The sequence below is a fragment of the Nocardioides sp. Z22_16 genome, from assembly GCF_058134365.1.
In genome coordinates, this window is record NZ_JBYTTI010000002.1 from 224,854 (window position 1) to 241,977 (window position 17,124).

General features: G+C 72.1%; 17 protein-coding genes. 9 read left to right on the forward strand and 8 right to left on the reverse strand.

All coding sequences use genetic code 11. From position 1 onward, the window contains the following. Positions 1–8 precede the first annotated feature (8 nt). Positions 9–1,592, reverse strand: a complete 1,584-nt coding sequence (locus AC3X7R_RS05335) for a dolichyl-phosphate-mannose--protein mannosyltransferase (protein ID WP_489964529.1) — start codon at positions 1,590–1,592, stop codon at positions 9–11. Positions 1,593–1,632: 40 nt separating this feature from the next. Between AC3X7R_RS05335 and rsmI the strand changes: the two genes are divergently transcribed. From rsmI to AC3X7R_RS05370, 7 genes are all read left to right on the forward strand, one after another. Continuing rightward, entirely contained in the window at positions 1,633–2,517 is an 885-nt protein-coding gene (rsmI, locus tag AC3X7R_RS05340; protein WP_489964530.1) for a 16S rRNA (cytidine(1402)-2'-O)-methyltransferase, read from the forward strand. Next, complete coding sequence (locus AC3X7R_RS05345) at positions 2,514–3,353, forward strand: alpha/beta fold hydrolase (RefSeq protein ID WP_489964531.1); 840 nt, start codon at positions 2,514–2,516, stop codon at positions 3,351–3,353. Before rsmI ends, AC3X7R_RS05345 begins: the two co-directional genes overlap by 4 nt. Continuing rightward, positions 3,350–4,246, forward strand: coding sequence for a TatD family hydrolase (locus AC3X7R_RS05350; RefSeq protein ID WP_489964532.1), 897 nt, complete (start codon positions 3,350–3,352; stop codon positions 4,244–4,246). Before AC3X7R_RS05345 ends, AC3X7R_RS05350 begins: the two co-directional genes overlap by 4 nt. 287 nt (positions 4,247–4,533) lie before the next feature. Next, the gene (locus AC3X7R_RS05355; protein WP_489964533.1) at positions 4,534–5,616 is read left to right on the forward strand and encodes a resuscitation-promoting factor; all 1,083 of its coding nucleotides are present in this window, start codon (positions 4,534–4,536) and stop codon (positions 5,614–5,616) included. A 38-nt stretch (positions 5,617–5,654) separates the two neighbouring features. Then, positions 5,655–6,518: a 16S rRNA (adenine(1518)-N(6)/adenine(1519)-N(6))-dimethyltransferase RsmA gene (gene rsmA, locus AC3X7R_RS05360; protein WP_489964534.1), complete on the forward strand. Its 864-nt coding sequence runs from the start codon at positions 5,655–5,657 to the stop codon at positions 6,516–6,518. After that, complete coding sequence (locus tag AC3X7R_RS05365; protein ID WP_489964535.1) at positions 6,515–7,441, forward strand: 4-(cytidine 5'-diphospho)-2-C-methyl-D-erythritol kinase; 927 nt, start codon at positions 6,515–6,517, stop codon at positions 7,439–7,441. The genes rsmA and AC3X7R_RS05365 overlap by 4 nt, the downstream gene beginning before the upstream one ends. Then, the gene (locus AC3X7R_RS05370) at positions 7,441–9,231 is read left to right on the forward strand and encodes an ABC-F family ATP-binding cassette domain-containing protein (RefSeq protein ID WP_489964536.1); all 1,791 of its coding nucleotides are present in this window, start codon (positions 7,441–7,443) and stop codon (positions 9,229–9,231) included. Before AC3X7R_RS05365 ends, AC3X7R_RS05370 begins: the two co-directional genes overlap by 1 nt. Positions 9,232–9,240: 9 nt before the next feature. Here the strand turns inward: AC3X7R_RS05370 and AC3X7R_RS05375 are convergent, their stop codons facing one another. Next, positions 9,241–9,726: a MarR family winged helix-turn-helix transcriptional regulator gene (locus tag AC3X7R_RS05375; RefSeq protein ID WP_489964537.1), complete on the reverse strand. Its 486-nt coding sequence runs from the start codon at positions 9,724–9,726 to the stop codon at positions 9,241–9,243. Positions 9,727–9,792: 66 nt separating this feature from the next. On the opposite strand from AC3X7R_RS05375, the gene AC3X7R_RS05380 reads away from it, so the two are divergent. Then, complete coding sequence (locus AC3X7R_RS05380; RefSeq protein WP_489964539.1) at positions 9,793–10,566, forward strand: methyltransferase domain-containing protein; 774 nt, start codon at positions 9,793–9,795, stop codon at positions 10,564–10,566. Here AC3X7R_RS05380 and AC3X7R_RS05385 read toward each other — a convergent pair. Next, positions 10,556–11,149 carry a TetR family transcriptional regulator gene (locus AC3X7R_RS05385; protein WP_489965133.1) on the reverse strand — a complete coding sequence of 198 codons (594 nt, stop codon included), beginning with the start codon at positions 11,147–11,149 and terminating at the stop codon, positions 10,556–10,558. The two genes, AC3X7R_RS05380 and AC3X7R_RS05385, sit on opposite strands and share 11 nt — an antisense overlap. A gap of 72 nt (positions 11,150–11,221) precedes the next feature. On the opposite strand from AC3X7R_RS05385, the gene AC3X7R_RS05390 reads away from it, so the two are divergent. Continuing rightward, positions 11,222–12,109, forward strand: a complete 888-nt coding sequence (locus AC3X7R_RS05390; protein ID WP_489964540.1) for an aldo/keto reductase — start codon at positions 11,222–11,224, stop codon at positions 12,107–12,109. Positions 12,110–12,115: 6 nt separating this feature from the next. On the opposite strand, the gene AC3X7R_RS05395 is transcribed toward AC3X7R_RS05390, so the two are convergent. The 5 genes from AC3X7R_RS05395 to AC3X7R_RS05415 all read right to left on the reverse strand — a co-directional run bounded on the left by AC3X7R_RS05395 (position 12,116) and on the right by AC3X7R_RS05415 (position 17,091). Further along, positions 12,116–12,970, reverse strand: coding sequence for an amino acid ABC transporter permease (locus AC3X7R_RS05395; RefSeq protein WP_489964542.1), 855 nt, complete (start codon positions 12,968–12,970; stop codon positions 12,116–12,118). Beyond that, a complete protein-coding gene (locus AC3X7R_RS05400) occupies positions 12,970–13,653 on the reverse strand; it encodes an amino acid ABC transporter permease (RefSeq protein WP_489964543.1) in 684 nt (227 codons plus the stop codon). The genes AC3X7R_RS05395 and AC3X7R_RS05400 overlap by 1 nt, the downstream gene beginning before the upstream one ends. 100 nt (positions 13,654–13,753) lie before the next feature. Beyond that, positions 13,754–14,638, reverse strand: a complete 885-nt coding sequence (locus AC3X7R_RS05405) for a glutamate ABC transporter substrate-binding protein (RefSeq protein WP_489964544.1) — start codon at positions 14,636–14,638, stop codon at positions 13,754–13,756. 53 nt (positions 14,639–14,691) lie between these two features. Continuing rightward, a complete protein-coding gene (locus AC3X7R_RS05410; protein ID WP_489964546.1) occupies positions 14,692–15,456 on the reverse strand; it encodes an amino acid ABC transporter ATP-binding protein in 765 nt (254 codons plus the stop codon). 195 nt (positions 15,457–15,651) lie between these two features. Continuing rightward, positions 15,652–17,091: a sodium:solute symporter family protein gene (locus AC3X7R_RS05415; RefSeq protein WP_489964547.1), complete on the reverse strand. Its 1,440-nt coding sequence runs from the start codon at positions 17,089–17,091 to the stop codon at positions 15,652–15,654. Positions 17,092–17,124 lie beyond the last annotated feature (33 nt).

Below are 17,124 nucleotides of genomic sequence, written 5' to 3' on the forward strand. Positions count from 1 at the left end.
GCCGGGGCTCAGATCCAGCGCCGGAACCACATCCGCTGCAGCCACTCCTGGTGGGTGAGGAGCTCGTTGGTCCACACCGGCCAGAACCAGACGAAGCAGAGGGCGACCAGGGCGACGAAGGAGCCGCCCAGCACCGCGCCCACGGTCCGCCGCCGGTTGGGCCGCGGGTCCGGACCGACCATCCGGGCCAGGCAGAGCACCACGGCGAGGACCAGGAACGGCAGCGTCGCGATGGCGTAGAAGAGGAAGATGGTGCGGTCGTCGTACTGGAACCAGGGCAGCCAGGTCGCCGCGGTGCCCACCACGGGGACGCCGAAGCGCCAGTCGCGGGCACCCACCCACAGCACCAGCGAGGCGAGCAGGGCGAGGGTGCCGCCCCACCACAGCACCGGGTTGCCCAGCAGCAGGACCTGCCGCAGGCACGTCGAGCCCGCGGGCGCCTCGCACCCCTGCTCGCCGGGCTGGATGTCGAGCTCGGTGGCGACCCCCACCGGCCGGCTCATCAGCAGCCAGCCGTAGGGCTTGGAGGCGTAGGTGTGGGTGGCGTCGTTGAGGAAGGCGGTGTGGAAGGTGTAGACGTCGCGGTGGTAGTGGGCCAGCGAGACCAGGGACTGCCTCACCTCGTCCAGGCCCTCGGCGTCGGGCTCGTCGCGGGTCGGCCACGCCTCACCGCCGTCGTGGGCGGAGTACTGCGTGTTCGACAGGGCGCGCTCGTACTCGTCGGCGTTGGCCAGCCACCCCGACCAGGACGCCACGTAGACCACGAAGGCCACCAGGACCAGGTGGACGAAGGCGGGGACGCCGTCCAGCAGCGCCGAGCGCAGCACCGGCCAGCGCACCCCCCGGGCCCGACGGGCGCCCGCGCTCCAGGCCCAGACCAGGAGGCCGAAGGCCGCCATCGGGTAGAGCGCGGTCCACTTGGTGCCCACCGCCAGGCCGAAGGCGATGCCGCCGGCCAGCAGCCAGGGCCGGAACCAGACCCGCGGCCCCCACCCCCGGGCGACCCCACCGGGTGCGCGCTCGTCCAGCCGCTGCCTGAACCACTGCCGGTCGGCCACCAGGCAGTGCACGGCGCACAGCATGAAGAACGCCATGAAGATGTCGAGCAGCGCCAGGCGGGAGAGCACCAGGTGCAGTCCGTCGAGCGCCAGGAGGAACCCCGCCAGCAGGCCCCACAGGACCGAGCCGGTGAGCCGCAGCGCGAGGCGGCACATCACCAGCACCATCAGGGAGCCGACCACCGCAGAGGCGACCCGCCACCCGTAGGGGTCCATGCCGAAGGCGCGCTCGCCCAGTGCGATCAGCCACTTGCCGACCTCGGGGTGGACCACCATCGAGGGGTCGTCGAGCCAGAGGCCGTCGGTCGTCCCCGCCAGGATCTTCTCGTCGGCCCCCTCGGCGTAGCCGCGGGCGTAGCCGTGGTGCAGCAGCGACCAGGCGTCCTTGGCGTAGTAGGTCTCGTCGAAGGAGAACTGGTGCGGCGAGCCCAGCCGCCACAGCCGCAGGAAGAGGGTGGCCCCGGTGAGGAGCAGTGCCGCGGACCACGCGACGACGGGGTCCTGGAGCCGGGGCCGGCGGCGCGGAGGAGTCACGGACGGACACACTAGACCGATGCGGGTGCAGGATGGGGCCATGCACTCAGAGCGGGATCCAGCGTGTGGCGGCACCTCATCGAGCGACGGGCGCGCCGGTGTGCTGGTGCTCGCCGCGACGCCGATCGGCCAGATCGACGACGCACCGCCGCGACTGGCCCACGAGCTCGCCACCGCCGACGTCGTCGCCGCCGAGGACACCCGCCGCCTGCGCCGGTTGACCGGCGACCTGGGACTGGAGCTCGGCGGCCGGGTGGTCTCCTACTTCGAGGGCAACGAGCAGTCGCGGACCCCGGTCCTGCTCGAGGCGCTGCTGGCCGGGGAGCGGGTGGTGCTGGTGACCGACGCGGGGATGCCCAGCGTCTCCGACCCGGGCTACCGCCTGGTCGTCGCCGCGGTCGAGCACGACGTCCGGGTGACCGCGGTGCCGGGACCGAGCGCGGTGCTCACCGCGCTCGCGGTCTCCGGGCTGCCGGTGGACCGGTTCTGCTTCGAGGGCTTCCTGCCGCGCAAGGCGGGGGACCGGGCCCGGCGGCTCGACTCGCTGCGCGCCGAGGAGCGGACCATGGTCTTCTTCGAGGCTCCGCACCGCACCGCCACCGCGCTGGGCGCGATGGCCGACGCCTTCGGCGACGAACGCCCCGGCGCGGTCTGCCGCGAGCTCACCAAGACCTACGAGGAGGTGCGCCGCGGAGGTCTGCGCGAGCTGGCTGAGTGGGCGTCCGAGGGGGTACGGGGCGAGGTGACGGTGGTGGTCGCCGGGGCGGAGGGCGCCCCGGAGGTGGCTGACGACCCGGAGAGCCTCGCGGCCGCCGTCACGGCAGCGGAGGAGGACGGGATGAGCCGCAAGGAGGCGATCGGCGCGGTCGCCAAGCGGGCCGGCGTGCCCAAGCGCGTGGTCTACGACGTGGTGCACGTCCGATGAGCGGTGGCCGGATCTCGTCGTACCGTCGCGGCCCGCTGACCTTCGACGTCGTCGACGGCGGGCCGCGGGACGGCGACCCGGTGGTGCTGCTCCACGGCTTCCCCGAGCGGGCCGGCTCCTGGCAGGCCGTCAGCGCCCTGCTCCACGACGCGGGGCTGCGCACCCTCGCCCCGGACCAGCGGGGGTACTCCGCCGGGGCCCGGCCGGCCACCCGGTGGTCCTACCGGTTCCCCGAGCTGGTCCAGGACGTGGTCGCGCTCGTCGACGAGATCGGGAGTCCGGTCCACCTGGTCGGCCACGACTGGGGGGCGGCCGTCGCCTGGTCCCTGGCCGACCGGCGCCCCGACCTGGTCCGCTCGCTGGTCGCGGTCTCGGTGCCGCACCCGCGGGCGATGGCGCACGCCGCCCTGCACGGCCCCCAGCTGGCCCGCTCCTGGTACGTCGCTCCGTTCGCCGTCCCCGCCCTGGTCGAGACGGTGGTCCGGCTGCGGCCGGAGCTGATCGACGTACCGCTGCGCAAGGGCGGGATGCGGGCCGAGGACGTGGAGCGGTTCCACCGCGAGATCGTGGACGACGGCGCCCTGCCCGGCGCCCTCGGCTGGTACCGCGGGGCCTTCCTCTCCCCGCCGTCGGTGGGCCGGATCCAGGTGCCCACCACCTACGTGTGGAGCGACGGCGACGTGGCGCTCTCCCGCGAGGCGGCGATGGCCTGCGGCGACCACGTGGACGGCGACTTCGAGCTGGTGGTGCTCGAGGGGGTGACCCACTGGATCCCCCGGCAGGCCCCCGAGGCCCTGACCGAGGCGATCCTGGCCCGGATACGGTCGGTCGGGTGAGCCGAGCCGACCGACCCAGCCGCAGCCGCGCCGCCACCGAGGAGAGGAGCGGGGCCACCCGCGACCGGGCCCGCCCGCCCGCTCCCGAGCCGCTGCCGCACCCCGTGGTCGACAACCACTGCCACCTCGACATCGCCGACGGCGACTGGGTGGCCACCACCGAGGCGATCGCCGCCGCGGCCGCGGTCGGCGTGCCGAGGATCGTGCAGATCGGCTGCGACCTGCCCGGCGCCCGCTGGGCGGTGGCGGCGGCCGCCGAGCACGAGGCGCTGGTCGCGGGCGTGGCGCTCCATCCCAACGAGGCGCCCCGCCTCGCGGCCGAGGGCCGCCTCGAGGAGGCGCTGGCCGAGATCGAGGCGCTGGCCCGGGCGCACGACCGGGTCCGCGCGGTCGGGGAGACGGGCCTGGACCACTTCCGGACCGGGGAGGAGGGCCGGGACGCGCAGGAGGAGAGCTTCCGCCGGCACGTGGAGATGGCCAAGCGGCTGGACAGGACGCTGGTCATCCACGACCGCGACGCCCACGACGACGTGCTCCGGGTCCTCGACTCCGAGGGGGTCCCCGACCGCTGGGTGATGCACTGCTTCTCCGGCGACGCGGCGTTCGCCCGCGCCTGCCTGGACCGTGGCGCCCACCTGAGCTTCGCCGGCACGGTGACCTTCAAGAACGCCGAGCCCCTGCGGGAGGCGCTGGCGCTGGCCCCTATGGACCGGATCCTGGTGGAGACCGACGCGCCGTATCTGACGCCCGTCCCGTTCCGGGGTCGGCCCAACGCCTCCTACCTGGTGCCGCACACGGTGCGGGCGATGGCGGAGGTCCGCGGAGACGACCTCGAGGCCCTCTGCGCGGCCGTCGACGCCAACACCGACGCCGCCTTCGGGGGTCGCTGGTAGCCGGGTGCCTGTGACGCATGAGTGGGGTGCGAGTGGTGTGACGGTTGGGGCGAGAGGAGTGTCACTTTCCCCGCTCATTCACCCCGTTCGAGTTTGTCGCGTACCCAATTCTCGTTATCGTCTCGTGACTGTTGGCCGGGATCGGATGATGTTGACCAGCCGGACCCGCCCCACACCCGCTCCTCACCAGGAGCACGTGGATGCCGGGGTCGGCGCCGAGGCCCGGGAGGAACGAAGCTTGGAGACTCGTGCGCGAAAAGATCGCACACCTCAGTAGGAGCACCCCGTTGCTCGCCTCGCTGGTGGCCCTCGTGGCCGTCGCACTGGTGGGCACCACCCTCGGCTACGCCGCCCTCACCAAGTCGGTGACCCTGACGCTGGACGGCGAGACGCGCGAGGTCAGCGCGATGGGCGACACCGTCGCGGACGTCCTGGAGGCCGAGGGCATCGAGGTCGGCGAGCGCGACGAGGTCGCGCCCGGTCTGTCCACCCCCGTCAGCGACGGGAGCGAGATCACCGTCGCCTTCAGCCGCCCGCTGGAGCTGGTCGTCGACGGGAAGGCCGAGACCCACTGGGTGACCGCCGCCGACGTCGCCGGCGCGCTGGCCCAGATCGGTGACCGCTACCGCGGCGCCGACCTGTCGGCGAGCCGCAGCGCCGACATCCGGCGCTCCGGCATGGAGCTCGAGATCGTCACCCCCAAGCGGGTCTCGGTGGCCGTGGCCGGCCGCAAGGCCCGCAAGCACCGCGTCCCGGCCCGGACGGTCCAGGACGTGCTCGACGAGCTCGACGTCAGCCTCGACGACGACGACGAGGTCAAGCCGGCCCTCGGCCGCGAGGTGAAGCCCGGCGACCGGATCACCGTCACCCGGGTCAAGGTCCTGCGCAAGCAGGTCAAGGGCGAGCCCGTCGCCTTCCGCACCGTCGAGCAGAAGGACGACGGCATGCCGGAGGGCGAGCGCGACGTGGTCCGCGAGGGCCGCAAGGGCCTGCGCGACGTCACCTACCGGCTGCGCTACGAGAACGGCGAGCTGGTCAGGCGGACCGTGCTGGAGACCAAGGTGCGCCGCAAGCCCGTCGACGCCAGGGTGAAGGTCGGGACGCGGTCGACCGGCCCCGACTTCTCCACCGGCAACACCGTCTGGGACAGGCTCGCGCAGTGCGAGTCCGGCGGCAACTGGGCCACGAACACCGGCAACGGGTACTACGGCGGCCTCCAGTTCAGCGCCAGCACCTGGCGCTCGGTGGGCGGCACCGGGCTCCCGCACCAGCACAGCCGCGAGGAGCAGATCAAGCGTGGCCAGATCCTCCAGGCGCGCGCCGGGTGGGGCCAGTGGCCGCACTGCAGCGCGCAGCTGGGCCTGCGCTGACTCCTGCTGCGACGGGGTGAGGTCATAGGGTGGCGCGCATGACGACGAGACCGCCGAGGCTCCTCGGTCCGGCGGAGGTTCGTCTGCTGGCGGCCGAGCTGGACCTGCGCCCCACCAAGCAGCGGGGCCAGAACTTCGTCATCGACGCCAACACGGTGCGGCGCATCGTGCGTGACGCCGCGGTGAGCGGCGACGACGTGGTGGTCGAGGTGGGCCCCGGGCTGGGCTCGCTGACGCTGGCCCTGCTCGAGGCCGCCGGGCGGGTCGTCGCCGTCGAGGTCGACCCGCTGCTGGCCGGGCGCCTGCCGGCGACGATCGCCGAGCGGGCGCCCGACCACGTCGACCGCTTCGAGGTCGTGCTGGGCGACGCGCTGCGGGTCACCGAGGTGCCGGGGCCGGCGCCCACCGTGCTGGTGGCCAACCTGCCCTACAACGTCTCGGTCCCGGTGCTGCTCCACATGCTCGCGCTGCTGCCCTCCCTGGAGCGGGGGCTGGTCATGGTGCAGGCCGAGGTCGCCGACCGGCTGGCCGCCTCTCCGGGCTCCAAGGTCTACGGGGTGCCGTCGGTCAAGGCGGCCTGGTACGCCGACGTGCGTCGGGCCGGTGCGGTCGGGCGCAACGTCTTCTGGCCCGCCCCCAACGTCGACTCCGGACTGGTGGCCTGGACCCGCCGGGAGCCACCGACCACCACCGCCACCCGCCAGCAGGTCTTCGCGGTCGTCGACGCGGCCTTCGCGCAGCGGCGCAAGACCCTGCGCGCGACGCTGCGGGGGATGGCGGGCTCCGCGGAGGCCGCGGAGGCCGCCCTGGTCGCCGCGGGCGTCGACCCCCAGGCCCGGGGCGAGGTCCTCGAGGTCGCCGACTTCGCGCGGATCGCCGAGCAGCTCCAGGAGGTCTCGTGATCAGGCGGATGGAGAGCGCGGACTCCGGCGTCCTGACGGTGCGCGCGGCCGCCAAGATCAACCTGCACCTCGGGGTGGGCGCGCCGCGCGACGACGGGTTCCACCCGCTCGACACGGTCTACCAGGCGGTGAGCCTCTATGACGACGTCTCCGTGGCGGCGTCCTCGGAGTGGACCGTCGAGACCGTCCTGGCGCCGTACCTGGAGGGCGCCGAGGTGCCCGCCCCCGGCGCCAACATCGTCGACCGGGTGGGGCGGCTGATGGGCGGGGAGCGCGGGCCCGGTGCGTCCGTGCGGATCGGCAAGTCGATCCCGGTGGCCGGCGGGATGGCCGGCGGGTCGGCCGACGCCGCTGCCGCGATGGTGGCGCTGGACCGCCTCTGGGACCTGCGCACCCCCGACGCCGAGCTGCTGGCGATGGCCGCCGAGCTCGGGAGCGACGTGCCCTTCGCCCTGCTGGGCGGCACCGCTCGCGGGCAGGGCCGCGGCGAGCGGGTCACCGAGGTGACCGACCACGGCGACTACGCGTGGGTGGTGGTGCCCGACGACCGTGGCCTCTCCACCCCGGAGGTCTACCGCCGCTTCGACGCGCTCTTCCCTGACGCCCCGGCCGAGCCCCCCTCCGCCACCCGGGTGCTGGAGGCCCTCTCCTACGGCGACCCGGGGCGGCTGGCCGTCGCCCTGCACAACGACCTCCAGGCGGCCGCCCTCGACCTGCGCCCCGAGCTGGCCCGGGTGCTGGAGCGCGGCGAGGCCGCGGGTGCCCTGCGCGGCCTGGTCTCGGGCTCGGGCCCCACCTGCGTCTTCCTCTGCGAGTCGACCGAGGCGGCCCAGTCGGTGGCCGACGCGATGGCGGCGGTCCACCCGCTGGCGCTGCTCGCCGTGGGCCCGGTCGCCGGGGCGCACATGGTGGAGGTGCTCTGATGGCCGGCGGCTCGGTGCGCCCCAACCTGCTCAACCTGGAGCGGGTCTCGAAGTCCTACGGCGTCCGCCCCCTCCTCGACGACGTCTCCCTCGGGATCGGCGCGGGGGAGCGGATCGGGATCGTCGGTCGCAACGGCGACGGCAAGACCACCCTGCTCGAGGTGATGACCGGGATCGAGGAGCCGGACTCCGGTCGCGTCTCGCGCACCGGCGGCCTCGACGTCGGCTACCTGCACCAGGGCGACGAGCTCGAGGACACCCACACCGTGCGCGAGGCGGTGCTGCGGGGCAAGGACGACCACGAGTGGGCCGCCGACGCGACCGCGCGCGGCGTGGTGCGCGAGCTGCTGGTGGGGATCGACCTCGACCGTGCGGTCACCGGCCTCTCCGGGGGCGAGCGGCGGCGCTGCGCGCTGGCCGCCCTGCTGCTGGAGCCGCACGACCTGGTGATCCTCGACGAGCCCACCAACCACCTCGACGTGGAGGCCGTGGCCTGGCTGGCCCGGCACGTCGCCTCGCTGCCCAGCGCCCTGGTGGTGGTCACCCACGACCGGTGGTTCCTCGACGAGGTCTGCCAGACCACCTGGGAGGTCCACGACGGCCAGGTCGACTCCTACGAGGGCGGGTACGCCGCCTTCGTGCTCGCCAAGGCCGAGCGTCAGCGCCAGTCGGCGGCCAGCGAGAGCCGCCGGCAGAACCTGGTGCGCAAGGAGCTGGCGTGGCTGCGGCGCGGCGCCCCGGCCCGCACCTCGAAGCCGAAGTTCCGCATCGACGCCGCCAACCAGCTCATCGAGGACGTCCCGCCGCCGCGGGACCGCCTGGAGCTGCAGCGCTTCGCCGCCCAGCGGCTGGGCAAGGACGTGCTCGACGTCGAGGACGTCGACCTCTTCCGGGGTGAGCGCCAGCTGCTCTCCCACGCCACCTGGCGGCTGGGCCCCGGTGACCGGGTCGGGCTGGTGGGGGTCAACGGCGCCGGCAAGAGCTCGGTGCTGGCCATGCTGGCGGGCGACCTGGCCCCGCGGGCGGGGAAGGTCAAGCACGGCCGCACGATCGCCATGCAGCACCTGAGCCAGCAGCTCGACGACCTCGACCCCGACGCCCGGGTGCTGCCGATGGTGGAGTCGGTCCGCCGCGTGACCAGGACCGCGGACGGCCAGGAGGTGACCGCCAGCTCGATGCTGGAGCGGTTCGGCTTCACCGGCGACCGGCTGACGACGCGCATCGGTGAGCTCTCCGGGGGTGAGCGCCGGCGCCTCCAGCTGCTCCTGCTGCTGCTCACCGAGCCCAACGTGCTCCTCCTCGACGAGCCGACCAACGACCTCGACATCGACACCCTCAACGTCGTCGAGGACTTCCTCGACGGCTGGCCCGGAACGCTCGTGGTGGTCTCCCACGACCGCTACTTCCTGGAACGGGTCACCGACTCGGTCTGGGCGCTGCTCGGCGACGGGCAGATCTCCATGCTGCCCCGCGGCGTCGACGAGTACCTGGAGCGGCGCCAGGCGATGCTGGCCGCGCCCGCCGTCCCTGCCGCCAACTCCCACACGGAGCCGGCGCCGAAGGTGCGCAGCGGCAGCGCCGAGGAGCGGGCCGCCCGCAAGACCATGGCCCGGATCGACAAGCAGCTGGCGCGGATCGCCGAGCAGGAGGCGACGCTCAACGCGCGGATCCTCGAGGCCGGTCAGGACTACGAGCGGATGGGGGCGCTCAACGCCACGCTGCAGGAGCTGGCCGCGGAGCGCGACGAGCTCGAGATGGAGTGGCTCGAGGCGGCCGAGCAGGTCGAGTGAGCCGACCGGTCAGCTGAAGGGGCGGAGCAGCTTGCGCAATAGCGCGGCCAGCTGCTCCCGGTCGGCGTCGGGGAGGTCGCTCATCAGCCTGCCCTCCGCCTCGAGCAGCGCCTCGAAGGCGCCGTCGACGGTGACCTTGCCGTCGGGGGTGAGGCGCACCAGCACGCCGCGTCGGTCGTGCGGGTCGGGCAGTCGCTCGACCAGGCCCCGGCTGGTGAGCCGGTCGACGCGGTTGGTCATGGTGCCGCTGGTGACCAGGGTCTCCCGCAGCAGCCGCCCGGGGGAGAGTTCGTAGGGCTCGCCGGCGCGGCGCAGCGCGGCGAGCACGTCGAACTCCCACGACTCGATGCCGTGCGCGGTGAAGGCCGAGCGGCGAGCCAGGTCGAGGTGCCGGGCGAGGCGCCCGATCCGGCTGAAGACCTCGACGGGCGCGAGGTCGAGGTCGGAGCGCTCGCGCGCCCACGCCTCGACCAGCCCGTCCACCTCGTCCCGCATGGGTCCCACACTATCGGAGGGTCGAGAATCTTGACATCAAGACAAATATTGGCGAGGGTGGACGTCATGACCTTCTCCTGGGACCCGGCCCTCTACCTCGAGTACGGCGACGAGCGCGGTCGCCCCTTCGTCGACCTGCTCGCCCGAGTCCCCGCCGCGGCGCCGGCCCGGGTGGTCGACCTGGGCTGCGGCCCGGGCAACCTGACCCGGCTGCTCGCCGAGCGGTGGGCGGGGGCGGAGGTGACCGGGGTCGACTCCAGTCCCGAGATGATCGAGCGCGCCCGCGCCGTGCCGGGCATCGCCTGGCAGGTGGCGGACCTGCGCGACTGGCTCGCCGCCGGTCCGGACCCGGTCGACGTGCTGGTCTCCAACGCCACGCTGCAGTGGCTGCCCGACCACCTCGACCTGCTCCCCGCGCTCCTCGAGGCGGTCCGTCCCGGGGGGTGGCTCGCCTTCCAGGTGCCCGGCAACTTCGAGGAGCCCAGCCACACGATCCGGCGCGAGCTCGCCGCCTCGCCGCCGTACGCCGCGCACACCGGGGGAGCCGCGGTCCCGGACTCGCACGACGCGGCGACCTACCTGCGGGCGCTGCGCGGCCTGGGCTGCTCGGTCGACGCGTGGGAGACGACGTACCTGCACGTCCTCTCCGGCCCCGACCCCGTCTTCGAGTGGGTCTCGGCGACGGGTGCGCGCCCGACCCTCCAGGCGCTGCCGAGCGAGCTGCGGCCCGCCTTCGAGGACGAGTTCCGTCGCCGGCTGCGCGAGGCCTACCCGGCCACGGACGGAGCCGTGGTGCTGCCCTTCCGCCGGATCTTCGTGGTGGCCGCCGTCACTCCGTGAGCAGGCTCGGGCTGGCCTCCATGCCGGAGAGCCCGTTCCAGGCCAGGTTGACCAGGTGCGCGGCGACGACCTCCTTGGCCGGCTGCCGGGTGTCGAGCCACCACTGGCCGAGCATCGCGGTCATCCCGACCAGCATCTGCGCATACATCGGGGCCACCTTCGCGTCGAGGCCCTTCTCGCCGAACTTCTGCACCAGGATGCCCTCGACCCGGCTCGCCACGTCGCCGATGAGCGACTTGAAGGTCGACGTCGACGCCCCCACCGGGCTGTCGCGGACCAGGATCCGGAAGCCGTCGGGGCACAGCTCGATGAAGTCGAGGAGGGCCCCCACCGAGTTCTGCAGGAGCTCGCGGGAGCTGTCGCCGGTGAGCGAGGCTCGCATCATCGTGAGCAGCGTGGTGACCTCGCGGTCGACGACCACGGCGTAGAGGCCTTCCTTGCCGCCGAAGTGCTCGTAGACGACGGGCTTGGAGACCCCCGCCCGGGCGGCCACCTCCTCCACGGCCGTGCCGTCGAAGCCGCGCTCGGCGAAGAGCCCGCGCGCCACGTCGATGAGCTGCTCGCGGCGCTCGGCTCCCGTCATCCGGCTGCGTGGCGGCTTGGTGCTCATGCCCACGAGCCTAAGTGGTCGTGCTCCGCTGTCTAGGGTGGGGCCATGAGCCTTCCGCAGCGACCCCTCGGTGACCTGTCCGTCAGTGCCATCGGCCTCGGCGGCATGCCGCTCTCCATGGGCGGGGAGGAGGCGGCCGGCCGGGCGCGGGCCACCATCCACGCCGCGCTCGACGCGGGCGTCACCCTGATCGACACCGCCGACTGCTACGCCCCGGACGGCACCGGGCTGGGCCACAACGAGAGGCTCGTCGCCGACGCGCTCGCCACCTACTCCGGTGACGCCGGCCGGGTGGTCGTCGCCACCAAGGGTGGGCTCCGCCGAGACGGCGCCGCGTGGCCGGCCGACGGTCGCCCGGAGTGGATCCGCGAGGCGGTCGAGGGCTCCTTGGAGCGTCTCGGCGTCGAGCGGATCGAGCTCTACCAGCACCACCGCCCCGACCCGACCGTCCCCTACGAGGAGACGATCGGCGCGTTCGCCGAGCTGGTGGCGCAGGGCAAGGTGGCCCGCGTGGGCCTCTCCAACGCCGACCCGGGGCAGATCCGGCTGGCCCACGGCATCCTCGGCAGCTCCCTGGTCTCGGTGCAGAACCGGTTCTCGCCGAGCTTCCGCGGCTCGCGCCCCGAGCTGGAGCTCTGCGCCGAGCTGGACCTGGCCTTCCTGCCGTGGAGCCCGCTGGGCGGCATCTCGCACGCCGCCGACCTCGGCTCGTCGTTCGCCGACTTCGCCGACGTGGCGCGCAAGCACGACGCCACCCCCCAGCAGGTCGCCCTGGCCTGGGAGCTGGCCCAGGACCCGTGCGTCATCCCGATCCCGGGTGCGAGCCGCCCCGAGTCGATCCGGGGATCGGTCGAGGCCCTGCAGCTCCAGCTGGACGCCGAGGACGTCGCCCGGCTGGACGCCTCCTCGGAGCAGTGGGCCACCGGCGCCTGAGCCTGCTCAGACCCGCTTGTCGTCGTCCGGAGCGCCCCCGACCATCGAGACCTGCAGGACCTTCTTCTCCCCGACGAAGCGCTTCTGCACCAGGGTGGCCAGCCAGGTGAGGATCAGGTTGATCACGATGTAGAGCAGGGCCGTGACGAAGAGGGTCGGCACCCGGTTGTCGAACTCCAGGTAGATCTGGCGGGAGACCTGGGTGAGCCCGGGCGCCACCACGTAGAGACCCAGGGCGGTGTCCTTGAGCGCCACCACGCACTGGCTGATGATCGCCGGCAGCATGATCTTCACCGCCTGGGGGAGCAGGACGATGTTCATCACCTGCGTCTTGCGCATCCCGATGGCGTAGCCGGCCTCCGCCTGGCCCTGGGGCACCGCGTTGACCCCGGCGCGGAGCACCTCGGCGAGGACAGACCCGTTGTAGAGGGTGAGCGCGATGACCACGGCCCAGTAGGAGGAGCCGCCGTCGGCGATGCCGAGGGCGTACCAGGTGAAGACCATCAGCAGCAGCACCGGGACGGCCCGGAAGAACTCGACCACCGCCCAGGCGGGCCACCGGATCCAGCCGTGGTCCGACATCTTGCCGAGACCGAGGACGGCGCCGAAGACCACGGCGCCCGCCACGGCGGTGCCCGCCATCTTGACGGTCTCCAGCACCCCGTCGATCAGGAGGGCCTCGATGAACCGGGGGGTGACGAAGACCTCCCACTTCTCGCCGTCGAGCTGCCCGGCCTCGTAGAAGCGCCAGATCGCCCAGCCGAGGAAGCCCACGAGCGCCACCAGCGAGACGACGCTGTAGAGGCGGTGGCGTGCGACGGTGCGGGGGCCGGGGGCGTCGAACAGCACGCTGGTGCTCATCAGGCGATCCTCCAGTGACGCTCGAGCCGGTTGGCGGCGAAGGAGAACAGCTCGACGAGCACGATGTAGCCGAGGGCGAAGGCGATGAAGATCGCGGTGCGCTCGGAGCTGTAGTTGTTGGTGAACGAGCGCATCTGGGAGACCGCCTCGGCAACCCCGAAGACCGCGGCCACCGAGGTGTTCTTGATCAGCGCGATCTGGACGCTGGCCAGCGGCGGCACCGACGCGCGGAACGCCTGCGGCAGCACCACCTGGCGCATCACGCCGGCGAAGGGGAGGCCGATCGCGCGCGCCGCCTCGGCCTGGCCGAGCGGGACGGCGTTGACGCCGGAGCGCAGCGCCTCGCAGACGAAGGCGGAGGTGTAGAGCGAGAGCGAGACCACGGCGGCGCCGAAGAAGGCGGTGAGGTCGAAGTCGCCGAACGAGATCTGCAGCCAGTTGAACCGGATGTCCAGCACCGGCGCGGCGAAGGAGAAGAAGGCGAAGACGATCACCAGCGGGGTGTTGCGCACCGTGGTGACGTAGAAGGCGGCCGCCTTGCTCAGCACTGCGACGGGGCCGACACGGAAGGCGACCAGCAGCGTGCCCAGGAGCATCGAGAGGACACCGGAGAAGAGGAAGAGGAAGACGGTGTAGCCGAAGCCCTTGAAGTAGAGGTCGAGGTTGTCCAGGACTGCGGTCAAGCCGGGCTTCCCTTCTCGGTGGTGGGGACCTGGCCCGGGGCGGCGCGTGGCGCGCCGCCCCGGGTCATGGCGTCATGCGTGGTGCGTGGTCACGCCTGGATCAGGCGCAGTCGTCCAGCTTCGGCGGCTCGGGGGTCTCGACGCCCGACGGGCCGAGGGTGTCCTCGAAGGCCTTCGCCCACGTGCCGTCCTCGAACGCCTCGGTGAGGGTGTCGTTGATCCACTGGCACATCTCCGGGCTGTCCTTGGAGTAGCCGACGCCGATGCGCTCCTCGGAGAACTCGTCGCCGACGACCTTGAGCTGGCCCTCGTTCTGGGCGGCGAAGCCGGCCAGGATCGCACCGTCGGTCGACATGCCCGCGACGGTGCCGTCGAGCACCTTCTGCACGCACTCGGAGTAGCTGTCGAAGCCGACACCCTTGGCGCCCGCGTCGTTGATCCGGTCGATCGAGGTCGAGCCGGTCACCGAGCAGACCTCCTTGCCCTTCAGGTCGTCGATGCTCTCGACGTCGCTGTCGGCGGGGACGAGCAGCTGCTGGCCGGTGACCATGTAGGGCCCGGCCTGGCCGACCACCTTGCGGCGGTCGTCGGTGATCGAGTACGTCGCGAGCACCAGGTCGACGCGGCCCTCCTCGAGGAAGGGCTCACGGTTGTCGGAGATCGTCTCGGTCCAGATGTCGGCGTTGTTGGGGTCGATGCCGAGGTCGGCGACCAGGATCTTGGCCACCTCGACGTCGAAGCCCTTCGGGATGTCGTCGGTAGCACCCTTGAAGCCGAGGCCGGGCTGGTCGAACTTGACGCCCACGGTGATCTTGCCGGACTCGGCGAGCTCCTTCATGCGAGTGCCGTCCTCGAAGTCGTCGGCGGCGTTCTCCGAGACCTCGACCTCCTCACCGGCGTTGTCCTCGCCCGCGTCGCCGCAGGCGGCCATGGTCAGCGCCAGCGTGGCGCCGACGATGAGCGCCTTGCTCCTGATGAATCGCATGCGTTCTCCCTACTGCTTCTCTTCGGTTGTTGAGTGGTACGTCTGGGGGATGCTCAGTGCTTGAGGATCTTGCCGAGGAAGTCCTTGGCCCGCTCCGAGCGCGGGTTGGTGAAGAACTCCTCGGGGGTGTTCTCCTCCACGATGATGCCGTCGTCCATGAAGAGCACCCGGTCGGCGGCCGTGCGGGCGAAGCCCATCTCGTGGGTGACCACGACCATGGTCATGCCACCGCCGGCGAGGTCGACCATCACGTCGAGGACCTCCTTGATCATCTCCGGGTCGAGCGCGGAGGTCGGCTCGTCGAAGAGCATCACCTTCGGCTCCATCGCCAGGGCGCGGGCGATGGCGACCCGCTGCTGCTGGCCGCCGGAGAGCTGGGCGGGGTACTTCGCGGCCTGGTGGGCGACGCCGACCCGCTCGAGCAGCTCCATCGCGCGCTTCTCGGCGGCGGCCTTCTCCTGCTTGCGCACCTTGATCGGCCCCAGGGTGACGTTCTCCAGGATCGTCTTGTGGGCGAAGAGGTTGAAGGACTGGAAGACCATCCCGACCTCGGCGCGGAGGTTGGCCAGGGCCTTGCCCTCCTGGGGGAGCGGCTGCCCGTCGAGGCTGATGGAGCCGTCGTCGATCGTCTCGAGGCGGTTGATCGCCCGGCACAGCGTCGACTTGCCGGACCCCGACGGTCCGATCACCACGACGACCTCGCCGCGGGCGATCTCCAGGTCGATGTCCTTCAGCACGTGCAGCTGGCCGAACCACTTGTTGACGCCCTGGAGGCTGACCAGCGTCTGGCCGGTGGAGGTGCTCTGAGCCACGGTCATTGCGGCAACCTACCCAGACGATGCGGTGCCAGGCACCCCCGAAGGGGTGGGTTCACCGAATCGTGACCTCGCTGACTCCGGAATCTGGGCGTGGGCCCGGCTCTGCAATGGGATGAGGAGCCCTTGCTGGGTCCGGGTGACACGGGGTTCTCAACGGGTACGAAGTGAACGCGCTGGTGCCCCCAGCGCCGTGCGTCATCGCCCGACGGCGACCCGCTCGGGCGTCCCGGACGAGGTGGTGCCCGAGCGATCCCGGAAGAGCAGGCTGAAGCCGACGAGACCGGCGAGCGAGCCGAGCATGCCGAAGGCGACGTACGGGAACTCGGTGCCGACGGCGTGGGCGATACCGGCGGCGACCACGCCACTGAGCATGCCACCGACGGCACCGCGGGCATTGAGCAGCGACGTGCCGCGCAGCGAGAAGCCCAGCAGGATCGGGATGAGGAGCGCGGACACTGAGTAGGCGAAGGTCATGACCAGCCAGGTGAGGGCCTGGCGGTAGAACACCGCCAGCAGCACGCCGATGATGACGACGATCACCGAGCACAGCCGCGAGAGCCGCAGCACCTTCTCGGCCGGCGCGTCGGGGGCGATGTAGCCCTGGTAGACGTCCTTGGTCAGGTTCACCACGACCGACTGCACCGCGCTCGACGCGGTCGACATGATGGTGGCGACGATGAGGGCGGCGAACATCGCGAGCAGCACGGTGGGAATCTGCGTCAACAGCCAACCCATCGCCATCTCGGGGTTCTCCAGGTCGGGGTTCATGGTGCGGATCGACATACCCATCAGGCCCGCCCACACGAGCGCGCCGGCGTACAGCACCGCGGCGACGGCAATGCCGATGCGGGCACCACGCACGTCGCTGGCGGCGAAGACGCGCTGGTAGACCTGCTGGTTGGTCAGGTTCCCCGGCATGACCGCGAAGAGCCAGAAGACGACGGTCAGGGCGCCGACGGCCCCCATGCCCTCGGGCAGTGCCGTGACGTTTTCGGGCAGGGCGGTTGTGATGCTCTCCCAGCCGCCGGCCTCACGCAGCGTGAAGACGGTGGTCAGCACGACCAGCACCAGCATGCCGACGCCGAAGACGAAGTCGGTCCAGGCGACCGAGGTGAGCCCGGCGGGCATCACGAATCCAAGGCACACCAACCCGAAGATCGGGATGAGCAGCTTGGGGGAGATGCCGCTGATCAGGGAGAAGAGATTGCCGAAGGCGACCAGGTTGCTGATCAACCAGCCGAAGGGGATGACAGCCGACATGATGATGGCGATGACGCCCATCACAGGGTGCGAGCCGTAGAGCTTGGCCAGCACGTCGGGCAGCGAGGACATGCCGCCCTCGCGCAGCCAGCGGGCCATGATGATCAGAGGGATCAGGCCGATGGCGCTGAGCAGACCGTAGGTGATCGTCGACCACCCGTTGACGTAGCCGATCCCGACGTGCCCGACGAGCACGCCACCGCCCATCAGGGTGGCGAGCTGGGTGCCCGCGATGACGTAGACGGGGAGGCTGCGACCTCCGGTCGACCAGTCGTCGGCACCATTGCGGCGGCGGCTGACGACGAACGAGAACGCGACGGTGCCGAGCAGCACCAGGGCGCTGGTCACCACCACCGTGATGAGACGTGTGTCCACGGGATTCCTCCATAAGCGTGTCGGGTCGGCCCG

Excerpts from the sequence above, each read along its gene's own strand:
- rsmI (WP_489964530.1), top strand. The coding sequence starts at position 1,633 with ATGCACTCAGAGCGGGATCCAGCGTGTGGCGGCACCTCATCGAGCGAC.
- AC3X7R_RS05345 (WP_489964531.1), top strand. The coding sequence starts at position 2,514 with ATGAGCGGTGGCCGGATCTCGTCGTACCGTCGCGGCCCGCTGACCTTC.
- rsmA (WP_489964534.1), top strand. The coding sequence starts at position 5,655 with ATGACGACGAGACCGCCGAGGCTCCTCGGTCCGGCGGAGGTTCGTCTG.
- AC3X7R_RS05370 (WP_489964536.1), top strand. The coding sequence starts at position 7,441 with ATGGCCGGCGGCTCGGTGCGCCCCAACCTGCTCAACCTGGAGCGGGTC.
- AC3X7R_RS05375 (WP_489964537.1), bottom strand. The coding sequence starts at position 9,726 with ATGCGGGACGAGGTGGACGGGCTGGTCGAGGCGTGGGCGCGCGAGCGC.
- AC3X7R_RS05380 (WP_489964539.1), top strand. The coding sequence starts at position 9,793 with ATGACCTTCTCCTGGGACCCGGCCCTCTACCTCGAGTACGGCGACGAG.
- AC3X7R_RS05385 (WP_489965133.1), bottom strand. The coding sequence starts at position 11,149 with ATGACGGGAGCCGAGCGCCGCGAGCAGCTCATCGACGTGGCGCGCGGG.
- AC3X7R_RS05390 (WP_489964540.1), top strand. The coding sequence starts at position 11,222 with ATGAGCCTTCCGCAGCGACCCCTCGGTGACCTGTCCGTCAGTGCCATC.
- AC3X7R_RS05395 (WP_489964542.1), bottom strand. The coding sequence starts at position 12,970 with ATGAGCACCAGCGTGCTGTTCGACGCCCCCGGCCCCCGCACCGTCGCA.
- AC3X7R_RS05405 (WP_489964544.1), bottom strand. The coding sequence starts at position 14,638 with ATGCGATTCATCAGGAGCAAGGCGCTCATCGTCGGCGCCACGCTGGCG.
- AC3X7R_RS05410 (WP_489964546.1), bottom strand. The coding sequence starts at position 15,456 with ATGACCGTGGCTCAGAGCACCTCCACCGGCCAGACGCTGGTCAGCCTC.